Raw genomic sequence first — 12,064 nt, 5'->3', positions numbered from 1 at the left:
CCACACGGCTACCTGCCCTTCGCCGGTGAATCCGCACCCGCGTCAATGTCGATGTGCTGCTCGAAGTGCTTGCCGCCGTAGTTCATGTCGATGTCGATATCGATGTCCTGCCCGCCCGGCGCCTGCACGGTGGACTTGCCGGTGCTCAGGTCGGTGGTGATGGTGACCGTGTTCCCGTTGCCCGCGCTCGGCAGCGCACCGCCGCCGGAGCCGGAACCCGCGCCACCGCCCGAAGGTCTGTCCACCGGGATCCAGGCGTCCGCGCCACCCGGCCAGTTGCCCTGGGAACCGTTGCCGCCCAGCGCGGGCGGCCGGTACTGGGTGAACGGCGGCGTCTCGCCCGGCGTCGTGCCACCGCCGGAAGCGCCTCCGCCGGAGCCACCGACGGCGGCCTGTCCCGAACCGCTGGCGACCGAGCCCGGCGCCTGCGGATTGGTGATCGGGGTGCCCGAGACCGCCGAGTTGCCCGCGGCGCCGTTGTCACCGGCGTCGTTGTGCCCGAACAGTTTCTGGACTTCGCCGATGATGGTGGCGATCTGGGTGATCTGGTTGGCGAGGTCGACCACGCCGAGCGCCTTCAGCAACGCGCCGATCGCGGTGATGAACGCGCGCAGCGAAGCACTGGTGGCGGTGGAAAGCGCGACAGCGGCGCCGTAGGTCCACGGATTCGACATCAGGCCGGCGACCGTCGGGTTCACCGCCGACACCACCGCTTTGTAGGCGGCCTGGGCGGTCTTGATCAGCGTCCCGGCGACGCCGAGCAGTTCGGCACCCTTCTGCACGACCTGGATGATCTTGTTCAGCGAGTTCAGGGAGTCGGTGATCTTCTTCAGCGCGGAGTCCGACGCGGCGCCGGACCAGATCTTGCCCAGCTGCTCGGCGGCCTTCGTCACCTCGTTGTACATGGTGAGGAACTCGTTGGCCTTCTTGAGCACCTCGAGCACGTGCTTGGCGATCTGCTCCGGCTGCCCGGTGAGGATCTGCGGCAGGATGGTGATCGGCCCGCCCGAGGACGCCGTGGCGTCCATCGCGCTGGAATTCGGATAAGTCAGCATGGTCGCTCCTCAGGCCGGAAGTCAGACGGAAGCCGGGCGGTAGACACTGACCTTCGCCAGGCCGTTGATGTCCGCGTCGACGATTCCGTGGTTGTAGAGCAGCCCGCCCTCTCCGGCGATGGCGATGACCGGCTTGCGGTCGGAGAACAGGAGCGGTTCGACCACGACGACGTCACCGCTGTGCACCCCGCCGGGTACGTCGCCGAAGTTGCGCGCCGTGCCGGCGTAGACCTCGATGACCCCGACCCGCGCCTGGTTGTCGGCGTCACCGGCCAGCCAGTCGTTGAAGTCCGAGACGCCGTGGAACCGCGTGTCGGTGATCGGGTGGTCGCCGAGCTGTCCCAGCCGCGCGTCCCCCAGGTAGCGCAGCACATTGCCGACCGAAGACGGCTCGCCCTCGCCGCCGGCGCTGTCGTTGATGGCCAGCGTCGCCAGTTCGGAGGCGTGCGAATTCCCCCAGATCGACGACGACGTCGATCCGGCGCCGCCGCCGGGACGGCCGCCGTAGCCACCCGCGACCGCCTCGTCCGCGGCCTGGTAGGCGTCGGCGCTGCTCTTGATGAAGCCGTTGATCTGCTGCAGAAGTTGCAGGAGGGTGCGGACCGCGACCACCTGCTGGCTCTGCATGGCCGTGTTGGCCGCGGCCACCGCGCTGCCGAAGGTGGCGAACGACATCGGCTGCAGGACGGTGCGTTCGAGGTCGCCGACGACATTGATGCCCTGCATGATGATGCCGCCGAGGTTTCCGACCGCCGAGCGCATGGCCTCGGGCTCCGCCCGGTACTCGCCCGTGCCGACCATGGCTCTCCTTCTCTCGTTTCCCCCACGCCTGCGACTGTTCGAGCAGCGTAAGTTCGCCACCAGACGCGAGCGGACGGCAAAAGTACCCACCGCAGGGGCGGCACGAGTGGCCAGAATGATCGGCAGGATTACCCACAAGCGGCCAGAAAGACCCTGATGAGCGCCACTCGCGACCGCCTGCCGGCCCTGGGCGAGCAGCCCGGTGAAATCGTCCTGCAGTCCCCGCCGATGCTGCCGAAGGGCTCGTCCGGCGGAGCCATGCAGCTGCTGATGTTCATGCCGATGATGCTGGGCATGGGCGCCATGTCGTTCGTCTACATCGGACGCGACGGCGGGGTGATGACCTACATCTTCGGCGCGTTGTTCCTCACCGCGATGGTGGGCATGGTCGTGATGTCGCTCGGGCGCGGTGGCGCGGCGAAGAAGGCGCAGATCAACGAGGAACGCCGGGACTACCAGCGGTATCTGACCGGTCTTCGCGGCCAGGTGCGGGAGATCGCGGACAACCAGCGCGCGGCGATGGCGGCGTTGCAGCCCGACCCCGCCGATCTGTGGGCGTACATCGAGACGGGGAAGCTGTGGGATCGCCGCCGGTCCGACCCGCAGTTCGGGCAGGTGCGCGTCGGGACGGGCCCGCAGCGGCTCGCGACGCCGTTGAAGGCGCCGCAGACCGTGCCGCTGGAAGACCTCGACCCGGTGTGCTCGACGAACCTCAAGCACTTCATCCGGACCTATTCGACGGTCGACGGACTTCCGGTCGCGGTCTCGCTGCGGTCGTTCGCGCAGGTCAGCCTGTCCGGCCGCCGCCCGGACACGCTCGGGACCGCGCGGGCGCTGCTGACCCAGCTCGCGACCTTCCACTCACCCGGCGACCTGCGGATCGCGCTCTGCGTCAACGACGACCGGCTGCACGACTGGGAATGGGCGAAGTGGCTGCCGCATGTGGCCTCCACCGCCGCCGACGCCGCCGGTCCGCGACGGCTCGTCGACGCCGACTCCGGGAAACTCGCCGACCTCCTCGGCCCCGACCTCGGCGACCGGCCCGCGTTCACCCGGCGGCCGGATGCCCGGCTGGACCTGCCCCAGATCGTCGTCATCGTGGACGGCGGGCACACCCTCGGCGACTCGCGGCTCGTCGCCGAAGAGGGCAGGCTCGGCGTCACCGTGGTGGAGATCGGCACGGAGCAGCCGCGATCCGTGTCGTCGGAACGGCTGCTGAGCCTGCACATGAGCCCGGAGCAGCTCGGGATGGTCGTCGGCGACGCGACGGAGCAGCGGCTCGGTTTCCTCGGCATGCCGGACACCTTGGACCGCGGGGCCGCCGAGGCGCTCTCGCGGATGCTGACGCCCCTGTTCCAAGGGTCGGCGGTGGTCAGCGAGGCGCCGATGTCGGCGACCTTCGGGCTGGCCGGGCTGCTCGGCATCGGCGACCCGCGCGACACCGACACGGCCGTCACCTGGGCGCCGCGGTCCGCGCGCGACCGGCTGCGGATCCCGCTGGGCGTCAACCCCGATGGCAGGCCGGTCGACCTCGACCTGAAGGAATCGGCCGAAGGCGGGATGGGGCCGCACGGGCTGGTCATCGGCGCGACCGGATCCGGCAAGAGCGAGCTGCTGCGGACGCTGGTCACCGCGCTCGCCGTCACGCATTCGTCGGAGAAGCTGAACCTCGCGCTGATCGACTTCAAGGGTGGGGCGACCTTCGCCGGGATGACCGGGCTGCCGCACACCTGCGCCGTCATCACCAACCTGTCCGACGATCTCGCGCTGGTCGACCGCATGGCGGACGCGCTGAACGGCGAACTGTTGCGGCGTCAGGAACTCCTGCACGCCGCCGGGAACTACGCGTCGGTGCGGGACTACGAAAAGGCCAGGGAATCCGGTGCCAACCTGCGGCCGCTGCCGTCGCTGCTGGTGATCATCGACGAATTCAGCGAGCTGCTGTCGTCGCGGCCGGAGTTCATCGACCTGTTCGTCGCGATCGGGCGGCTGGGGCGGAGTCTCGGGATCCACCTTCTGCTGGCTTCGCAGCGGCTGGAGGAGGGACGGCTGCGCGGGCTGGATTCGCATCTGTCGTACCGGATCGGCCTGCGGACCTTCTCCGCGTCGGAAAGCCGCGCCGTGCTGGGCGTCGCGGACGCCTATCAGCTGCCGCCCGTGCCGGGTTCGGCGTATCTGAAGTCCGACAACGACACCCTCATCCGGCTCAAGGCCGCGTACGTCTCGGGGGAACTGCCGCCGCGCAGCAAGATCGTGCGCAAGGACGGCCAGAGCCTCGGCCTGATGCCGTTCACGCTGGCGCCGGTGGAGATCCCGGTGACCGTCGAGGCCGAAGAGCCGGTCGAAAAGGGCACCGGCGAGACGATCATCGGCGCGATGATCTCGCGGCTCGAAGGCCAAGGCCCGGAGGCGCACCAGATCTGGCTTCCGCCGCTGGCCGAACCGCCGACCCTTGACCAGCTGCTGCCGCCGCTCGGCGAAGATCCCGAACGCGGTCTGTGCCCGCTGGGCTGGGGCGGCAACGGCAAGCTGATGATCCCCGTCGCCTTGGTGGACAAGCCCTTCGAGCAGCGGCGCGACATGCTGTGGGCCGATTTCTCCGGTGCCGCCGGGCACGCGCTGATCGTCGGGGCGCCGCAGAGCGGCAAGAGCACACTGATGCGTGACATCGCCGCGATGCTCGCGCTCACCCACACTCCGGAAGAGGTCCAGCTGTTCGTGCTGGACATGGGCGGTGGCGCGCTGGCGCCGATCGCCGGGCTGCCCCACGTGTCCGGCTACGCGACCAGGCGCGACGCCCAGCGCTGCCGCCGCGTGGTGGCGGAACTGACGACCCTGCTCGAACAGCGTGAGGAATTCTTCTCCGCCAACGGGATCGAGTCGATCACGACGTTCCGCCAGCGGCGTTCGGAGTTCCGGGAGAGCACGGAGGGCCGCGAATTCGGCGACGTCTTCCTGTTCGTGGACAACTGGACCACGATCCGCCAGGAATACGAACAGCTGGAGGAACAGATCACCAGTCTGGCGTCGCGCGGGCTCGGTTTCGGCATCCACGTCGTCGTCTCGATCAACCAGTGGATGGGCATGCGGGCGCCGCTGCGCGACGCGATCGGCACCAAATTCGAACTGCGGCTCGGTGAACCGGCGGACTCGCTGATCGACCGCAAGATCGCGCAGAACGTCCCCGCCGACCGGCCGGGACGCGGGCTGACCGCGGACAAACTGCATTTCCTCGCGGCACTGCCGCGGATCGACTCGGATCAGCGGCCGGATACCGTCGGCGCCGGTGGCCTGGATCTGAACCGCCGGATTTCGGCGGCCTGGAATCGTGCGGCGGCTCCGCAGGTTCGGCTGCTTCCTCCCGAGGTCCCGCTGGACTCGCTGGAAGCCGGGCCGCGCAAACAGGTCACGCTCGGCATCGCGGAATCGAACCTGCGGCCGGTGTACCTCGACTTCGCCACCGAACCGCACTTCCTGGCCTTCGGTGACGTGGAATCCGGCAAGAGCTCGCTCCTGCGCGCGATCGCGCAAGGCATCGTGTCGAAGTACTCGGCGGAAGAGGCCGCGATCGTCGTCGCCGACTATCGGCGAGGGATGCTGGGTGCGGTGCCGGATTCGCACCTGCTCGGTTACGCGGGTTCCGAAACCGTGCTGACCGGGCTGATCGACCAATGCCAGCAGGCCATGCGGAACCGGCTCCCCGGCGCGGACGTCAAGCCGGAACAGCTGCGGAACCGGTCTTGGTGGCGGGGCCCGGAACTGTTCGTGCTCGTCGACGACTACGAAATGGTCGCGACCGTTGGCCGGAACCCGTTGCTGCCGCTGCTGGAATTCCTGCCGCAGGCGAGGGACATCGGGCTCCACCTCGTCATCGCGCGCGGGAGCGGCGGGGCCGGGCGCTCGCTGTTCGAGCCTGTGCTGCAACGGATCCGCGAGCTGGGTTCTCCGGGCTTGGTGATGTCCGGGTCGCGCGACGAAGGGGCGCTGCTCGGGGAGGTCAAGCCGGGGCCGCAGCCTGCGGGGCGGGGTGTGCTGGTCTCGCGGCGGCACGGGACGGGGCTGGTGCAGGTGGCCTGGACGAAGCCTGTGGAGGACTAATACCGTGGGGTCCGCCTGTCGGGAGGGTTGGGCCCATGGCACTGGATCTGTCCGCTGTTCACGCCACGAATGCGCCAGATCTCTTTGATAGCCCCAGGCCCGACCCCAATGCCACGTAGCTTAAGTTGATCTTGAGCGGCGGCCGCCTGCTCGATCAAGCCGGACAAGTAACCGGCAGTGGACCCGAGGCGCGACTGTCCACACGGGACGACAGTCCGGATCCGAGTGCCCGATTTGGATGCTTTGCGCAGCTGCGAGAGGGGGTCGTGAGCGGCAATGAGGGTTAGAACGACCTTTGCCACTCACGACCCCTTGGCAAAACCGACCATTTCATCATCAATAGGACATTCAGTCATCGAAATTTGTCCACAGTGGACACTACGGGCGCGCCAGGTCCCGCTGGCCAGGGCAACCGAGCGCTTGACCTGCGGCGACCGTCGCCACTTGCGATAAAAGCGCCGTCCAAGATCAACTTAAGCTACATGGCATAGGATCCGGCCCTTCCCCGCCACATTTCCCTTATCCCTCAAGGGAATCTCGCTGCGCACTAGGCGACCGAACGAAAGGCGTCGATTCAGTGGCGGTCGAACATCAGTTCGAGTATGATCTTGGTCATGACCACATCTTTTGCTTTCAATTCGAAATCCGCTCGTCTTCTGGATACCGCTTGTGGCGAGGAGCTGGTGCTTCGTCGGGCGCAGGGGCGTCAGGTGCGTGCGATAGCCGGTTTCGCCGCGGTGGGTGGTTCCCGAAGATCGGTGACCGAGGAGGTCGCTTTGGCCTTCTCGGTCTCCCGTAATCAGGCGTATCTGCTGGTCGAAACCTCATGTGCCTTAGTGGGGCGGTTGCCGAACACGTTGGCGGCACTGGAAAGAGGCGACATCGATCTGTTCAAGGCGTCGAAGGTCAGTCAGCTGACCCGTGAGATCGCCGCCCAGGTGGACGCCTGGATGGCCGGTCGTCTCGCCGACCGTGACCCTGGGGCGATCCGGAAATCGGTGGATCACGCGGTACAGAAATTCGATCCCGACGGTCACCGGGAACGCGCCGCGAACAAACGCGCCCTACGGCACATCGCCCTGGAACACGAAGACGACACCATGTCGAAACTGTCGGGGTGGCTCCCCGCCGAGGTCGCCAGCTCGATCTACGCGTCACTGAGCCACGCCGCCAAAACCCGCCGCAGAAACGACCCATCCCGCACCCTCGATCAACACCGCGCCGACCTCTTCGCCGAACGACTCCTCGCCGAAGACGGCCACGGCACACCCCGCGCGCACGTCCACGTCTACGTCGACCTGCTCACCCTGGCCGGTGCCCGCGAGGACCCCGCCACCCTCGCCGGCTACGGCCCCATCCCCGGCTGGCTCGTCCGCGAAATCGCCGCCGACCCCGGCTCCACCTGGTCCCGGCTGATCACCGACCCCACCACCGGCCAACTCCTCGAAGCCAGCCCCGGCACCTACCGATCCCCCGCCTCACTCGCCCGCCTGATCAAAGCCCGAGACCGCGAATGCACCCACCCCGGCTGCCACCGGCCCGCCGAATTCTCCGAGATCGACCACATCACCACCTGGGCCCGCAACGGCACCACCGACCACCACAACTGCCACGCCGCCTGCACAACCCACAACCTCCTCAAAGAAGAACCCGGCTGGACAGCAACCCCCACCGGCAACGGCGGCATGACCATCACCACCCCCACCCGCCGCACCTACACCACCACCCCCGAACCACTCCACGACCCACGACCCCAACCAGAAGACGACACCCCACCCTTCTGAAGCGTGCCGCCCGACTTCGACGAAGGCTCCTCAGGAGGCGCCTCCGTGGCTCAGCCATGGCCGTAACGGCTACGTCCACTTTGGAGCGTGCTCGCGAGTGTGGATCACCCGACCCGTGCGGCGATCTCCCGCGCGCAGGCCAAGGCTTCGTTCACCCCCGTGTCCACTTCGAAGTCGTAAACCACGCCTCGATGCACGATTTCGGCCTGCGCCTCCGCCATCCCCGTGACCCGATCCCCGCGCGCCATTTCCCGCCCGGCGGCCACGACGCCGTCACACCGGACCCCGACCCACAGGACGTCGAGTCCGTCCAACGCGTCACGCCACCGCAGCTGCGACGCGGCCCCACCCAGGAAGGCGTCGTCGATGATGACCCGGGCCCCGGCCCGGACCATCGCCGCGACACCGGCCATCCACGCGTTTTCGAGCCGCTGGAAACCGGATCCGACACTCACTCCACCGTCCGCCGCGAAGTCGATCCCGTCGTCCACCGTGGACGGCATGGCGTCGATCAAGGTGTCCACGCCGAGGGTGAGCCATGGATCCGGCAGCACCGCCTGCAGGCACCTGGCGATCCCCGACTTACCCGAACTGGAGCCGCCGTTCAACACGATCACTGTCGTCACGCGAACACCCTAGACACCGGCAGGCAAGCAACGCCCGGGGGAATTCGGATACAACGGACGTCCACGGCAAAGGGCCGTATCCACCCAATTCTGAAATTCGCGCAGAACTCGCTTTCCTCAAGGAGACCCACTCGGACGGCCCACTACTTTCCTCGCATCGTCTACCGACTTCGGTAGGTTACTAAAACCCTTACCGCCGCCTAACTTGGTGAAACCGTTTCAACTCGAAGCGAACTCCCCGACGCAGGCCGAAGGGCGTATTCATGCGTATGTCCAAAATCGTCGCAACGGTGGCGAGCGCCGCCGCTGCGCTGACCCTCGCCGCCACCCCCGCCGCGAACGCGGGCCAGGACATCATCGGCGGCGGCACCGTGAGTTCCGCGCCGTGGGGCGCCCAGATCTACTGGGACGACGCCACCGCGTTCGGCGGCTTCAACTGCTCCGGCACGATCATCGCCCCGCAGTGGGTCCTCACCGCGAAGCACTGCCTCAACAAGCCCGGCATGCACGTCAAGGTCGGTAACGTCAACCTGAACCAGGGCACCGAGGCCGACGTCGACCAGCAGAAAGCGGCCCCGAGCGGCGACATCGCCCTGCTGCATCTCACGACCGCGGTCAGCACGACGTACATGAAGCTCGGCACCGCGAACCCGGCCAACGGCACCACGAACCAGATCTACGGCTGGGGCCGCACGCAGGGCAACAACCCGCCGTCGAGCGTCCTGAAGACGGCCAACGTCCGCATCACCGGAACCAGCAGCGACGCGTACGGCGGCCAGGCCATCGCCAGCGTCGGCGTCAACGGTTCGGCTTGGCACGGCGACTCGGGCGGCCCGCAGCTTTCGAACGGCGTCCAGGTCGGCGTCTGCTCGACCGGCAGCAACTCCGGCACGAACCCGCAGGGCACCCAGAACTACGCCAGCGTCGCGGCGAGCCGCGACTGGATCCGCACCACCGCGGGAGTCTGAGAAGACGGGCGAAGGGCCGTTCGGAAACGAACGGCCCTTCGCCCTGCCCGAGAACCGGATAGCTCAGGCACACTTCGACTTCGGGTCGATCATCGACACCGAGCCGACCTTCTCCCCGTCGACGGTGAACTCGTAGACCCAGCCAGGCTTTCCGTCGACAGAAACCTGGAACCGGCCGTTGTCGCCGACCTTCAACCCCTTGGCGTCGTAGGCCGCCTTGAGTTCGGCCAGTGACGAACCGGCACCGATCCCTTCCGCCGTCTTCGCGTCCGCAGGAGCGGCGAGTTCACGCAGCCCGTCCTTGCCGAACGAGGCACCACCGGCGGCCACGAAGGCCTTGTCACGTTCCTCCCGCTTGCCCGCCAGATCAGCGGACGCCTGAGCGGCGTCGGCGAACAACCGGGTGTCGTTGGCGGACTTCTCCGCCGCCTTGGCGCTCTCCTCGGCGGAGGCGCCCGGCTTCGGATCGGCCTGGAGTTCGTCGGCCTTCTTGTTCAGCTCCTTGGCCTTGGTCTCGGCGTCCGCCTCCGCCTTCATCCGTGCCGGGTCGGGTGCCGGGCCGCCCGCGTAGGAAAAATCGGCGCAACCATCCAAAGTGGACGTCGGTGCCGTGGCGAGCTTCCCGTCCGCCAACGCGGCACCCTTGGCCATCCCCGGCGTCAGCCCGCGATATCCCGCCGGGCCGAAGGACTCCGGTGCCGCCGAAGCCCCCGCGTCCGGCGAAGCCGACGAACAAGCCGTCCCGCCGATCAGCACTACCGCGGCGGTGAACGCCACGCCCGAAAACCGCCGAAATGTACGTGTCTTGTGCACGCCTACCCCCTTCATCAACCGGAAACTATCCGATCCCGAAGGAAGTCCCGACTGGATTTCGCGGCGGCTCACCGCAGCTGATGCATCGGCCGCCTCGTCCGGAGCGAAAGCGCCGAGCCGGCGGCCACGACGGCGATGATCCCGGCGCCCGCGACCAGCGTCCAGAAATCGGGGTGCACGATGGACTGCCCGCGCTGAGCCTGCCAGGTGAGCAGCACCAGCAGCCCCGCGAAGCCCACCGAAGCGGTCCGGACCAGATTCCGCCGCACGAACTCCGATTCCAGCACCGGATACCGCCTGGCGAGCTTGAGCAGCCCGAAAGCGAGCAGCGGCAGCACCTGGATCGCGTGGATGCCGAAGAAGTGCGGGATCCGCATGTCCCCGCCCACGGTGCTCCAGCCCAGCACCGGCAGCCCCGGGCCGCCGTCGGGCACGCCGACCGCGTGGGCACCGACGATCGACGGCCGTTCGCCGGAGCGGAACTGGGCTTTCTGCTGTTCGTTCGCCCCGAACATCAGCAGCGCGATCCCGATGCCGGCGACGGACAACGCGGCACCCGCGCGCAACGCGGAGTTCATCGCCCGGTCGGGAAGACGTTGGAACAGCAGGAGAACCGCGATGGCCACCGTCGCCGCCCATCCGGTGAAGGCACCGTTCGCGACCATGTTGTTGATCCACTGATCGGCCGGGGTCGCCTGGTTGAAGTGGAGTGTCCTGCCGCGGACGATGACCTGCCAGAACAGCAGCGCCATGTCCAGGCCGAGGCCGGCCGCGAACACCGTCCCGAGCCACCAGCCGAGCCGTTTGCCCCGCGTGAGCTGCCCGATCAGCCAGGCAAGGGTCACCGCGTAGAGCCCCACGGAAATCGTGAATTTGAGCGGTTTGAGCCAGATGGGTGCGTTGACGAGGCTGCGATCGTCGAAAACGAGACCGCCGAGCGCGATCACCCCGAGCACCGCCATCGCCGCCGCCAAGATCATCAGCGGCCGATGCAGTACTGTCCTGGAACCCTTGTCCACCATGGGTTCGAGGGTGCCGGGAGGCGCCGGTCCGGACACTGGAGTACTCCCCCTGATCGATGGTGGGGAAGGCCCTACCGACGACCTGTGGGTAATAGTGCCGTCACTGCGACCGGCAGTTGTGCCGTTTGACCGGACTCCCCTGTTTTCTAGCGTGTCCTTCACAAGAGCAGACAGGGCGTCCCCTGGTGCTCACCGGGATTTCCAGCGAGATGAGAGGAGGTGGCCATCAATGACCGGTACGGGATATCAGGCAGACGCAGCTGCGATGGCGCGCGCCGTCCAGGGGTTCGAGGAAACCGCGTCGAACGCCAAGACCACGATGGCCAGCTTGGAGAGCGAGCTGACCCAGACCCTGCACAACTACAAGGGTGACCAGGCGGTCGCGTTCTGGGATCTGCAGCGCCGTCTGCAGGAGAAGATGACCATCGCCGTGAACGAGCTCAACACGATGTCGCGCCTCGTGCACGAGAGCAACCGGAACTACAACTCGGGTGACGAGCAGGTCCGGGAAAGCCTGACCGGGGTCAGCGGAACCGTCGACCAGACCGTGTTCCACCGGCTCAACCCTTGATCCGCGAGAGGACCACCAATCATGGCTGACGTCGTCGAAATCAACTTCGCCGCGCTGCAGCACAGCTCGGCCTCGCTGGCCGCCAAGGCCAAGGCGCTCACGTCCCAGCTCGAACAGCTGCACACGAACCTGCAGCCGATCACCCAGACCTGGTACGCCTCCGGCAGCTCCGCCGGTGAAGCGGCCCGTGCGTCTGAAACCCGCCTGCGCCAGGCCACCGCGGACATCGTGGCGATCATCGCGCAGTTCGGTGGCAAGGTCGGCGACGCCCACGATCTCCAGCACAGCCTGGAGAATCGTAACCAGGGCCTGTTCGCCGGCTGATC

Annotated in this window: 10 protein-coding genes; 5 read left to right on the top strand and 5 right to left on the bottom strand. The window is 67.5% G+C overall.

Annotated features, from left to right (window positions below):
- Positions 1–8: 8 nt before the first annotated feature.
- Complete coding sequence (locus DMH03_RS27355; protein WP_125794880.1) at positions 9–1,055, bottom strand: hypothetical protein; 1,047 nt, start codon at positions 1,053–1,055, stop codon at positions 9–11.
- A 21-nt stretch (positions 1,056–1,076) separates the two neighbouring features.
- Positions 1,077–1,856 carry a WXG100 family type VII secretion target gene (locus DMH03_RS27350; protein WP_125794879.1) on the bottom strand — a complete coding sequence of 260 codons (780 nt, stop codon included), beginning with the start codon at positions 1,854–1,856 and terminating at the stop codon, positions 1,077–1,079.
- Positions 1,857–2,012: 156 nt separating this feature from the next.
- Between DMH03_RS27350 and eccCa the strand changes: the two genes are divergently transcribed.
- The gene (gene eccCa, locus DMH03_RS27345) at positions 2,013–5,954 is read left to right on the top strand and encodes a type VII secretion protein EccCa (protein ID WP_125794878.1); all 3,942 of its coding nucleotides are present in this window, start codon (positions 2,013–2,015) and stop codon (positions 5,952–5,954) included.
- A 758-nt stretch (positions 5,955–6,712) separates the two neighbouring features.
- Positions 6,713–7,738 carry a DUF222 domain-containing protein gene (locus DMH03_RS27340; protein WP_370310965.1) on the top strand — a complete coding sequence of 342 codons (1,026 nt, stop codon included), beginning with the start codon at positions 6,713–6,715 and terminating at the stop codon, positions 7,736–7,738.
- A gap of 104 nt (positions 7,739–7,842) precedes the next feature.
- Here DMH03_RS27340 and cpt read toward each other — a convergent pair whose 3' ends face one another.
- Positions 7,843–8,364, bottom strand: a complete 522-nt coding sequence (gene cpt, locus DMH03_RS27335; protein WP_233611670.1) for a chloramphenicol phosphotransferase CPT — start codon at positions 8,362–8,364, stop codon at positions 7,843–7,845.
- Positions 8,365–8,633: 269 nt separating this feature from the next.
- Between cpt and DMH03_RS27330 the strand changes: the two genes are divergently transcribed.
- Positions 8,634–9,332, top strand: a complete 699-nt coding sequence (locus DMH03_RS27330) for a trypsin-like serine protease (RefSeq protein WP_199749071.1) — start codon at positions 8,634–8,636, stop codon at positions 9,330–9,332.
- Between the two features lie 63 nt (positions 9,333–9,395).
- Here DMH03_RS27330 and DMH03_RS27325 read toward each other — a convergent pair whose 3' ends face one another.
- Together DMH03_RS27325 and DMH03_RS27320 are read right to left on the bottom strand one after the other, a co-directional pair.
- Positions 9,396–10,145, bottom strand: a complete 750-nt coding sequence (locus tag DMH03_RS27325) for a hypothetical protein (protein ID WP_233611668.1) — start codon at positions 10,143–10,145, stop codon at positions 9,396–9,398.
- A 68-nt stretch (positions 10,146–10,213) separates the two neighbouring features.
- Positions 10,214–11,167 carry a hypothetical protein gene (locus DMH03_RS27320; protein WP_125794877.1) on the bottom strand — a complete coding sequence of 318 codons (954 nt, stop codon included), beginning with the start codon at positions 11,165–11,167 and terminating at the stop codon, positions 10,214–10,216.
- A 229-nt stretch (positions 11,168–11,396) separates the two neighbouring features.
- Between DMH03_RS27320 and DMH03_RS27315 the strand changes: the two genes are divergently transcribed.
- Positions 11,397–11,738 carry a WXG100 family type VII secretion target gene (locus DMH03_RS27315; protein ID WP_125787887.1) on the top strand — a complete coding sequence of 114 codons (342 nt, stop codon included), beginning with the start codon at positions 11,397–11,399 and terminating at the stop codon, positions 11,736–11,738.
- Between the two features lie 21 nt (positions 11,739–11,759).
- Positions 11,760–12,062, top strand: coding sequence for a hypothetical protein (locus DMH03_RS27310; RefSeq protein WP_005155348.1), 303 nt, complete (start codon positions 11,760–11,762; stop codon positions 12,060–12,062).
- Positions 12,063–12,064 lie beyond the last annotated feature (2 nt).

It is taken from the genome of Amycolatopsis sp. WAC 01376, from assembly GCF_003947415.1.
GTDB lineage: Bacteria > Actinomycetota > Actinomycetes > Mycobacteriales > Pseudonocardiaceae > Amycolatopsis.
Note: the sequence above shows the minus strand (reverse complement) of the source record. Positions and strands in the feature narration are given on the sequence as shown.

Coding starts and splice junctions, on each gene's coding strand:
- DMH03_RS27350 (WP_125794879.1), bottom strand. CDS start 1,856: ATGGTCGGCACGGGCGAGTACCGGGCGGAGCCCGAGGCCATGCGCTCG.
- eccCa (WP_125794878.1), top strand. CDS start 2,013: ATGAGCGCCACTCGCGACCGCCTGCCGGCCCTGGGCGAGCAGCCCGGT.
- DMH03_RS27330 (WP_199749071.1), top strand. CDS start 8,634: ATGTCCAAAATCGTCGCAACGGTGGCGAGCGCCGCCGCTGCGCTGACC.
- DMH03_RS27315 (WP_125787887.1), top strand. CDS start 11,397: ATGACCGGTACGGGATATCAGGCAGACGCAGCTGCGATGGCGCGCGCC.
- DMH03_RS27310 (WP_005155348.1), top strand. CDS start 11,760: ATGGCTGACGTCGTCGAAATCAACTTCGCCGCGCTGCAGCACAGCTCG.
- DMH03_RS27320 (WP_125794877.1), bottom strand. CDS start 11,167: ATGGTGGACAAGGGTTCCAGGACAGTACTGCATCGGCCGCTGATGATC.
- DMH03_RS27355 (WP_125794880.1), bottom strand. CDS start 1,055: ATGCTGACTTATCCGAATTCCAGCGCGATGGACGCCACGGCGTCCTCG.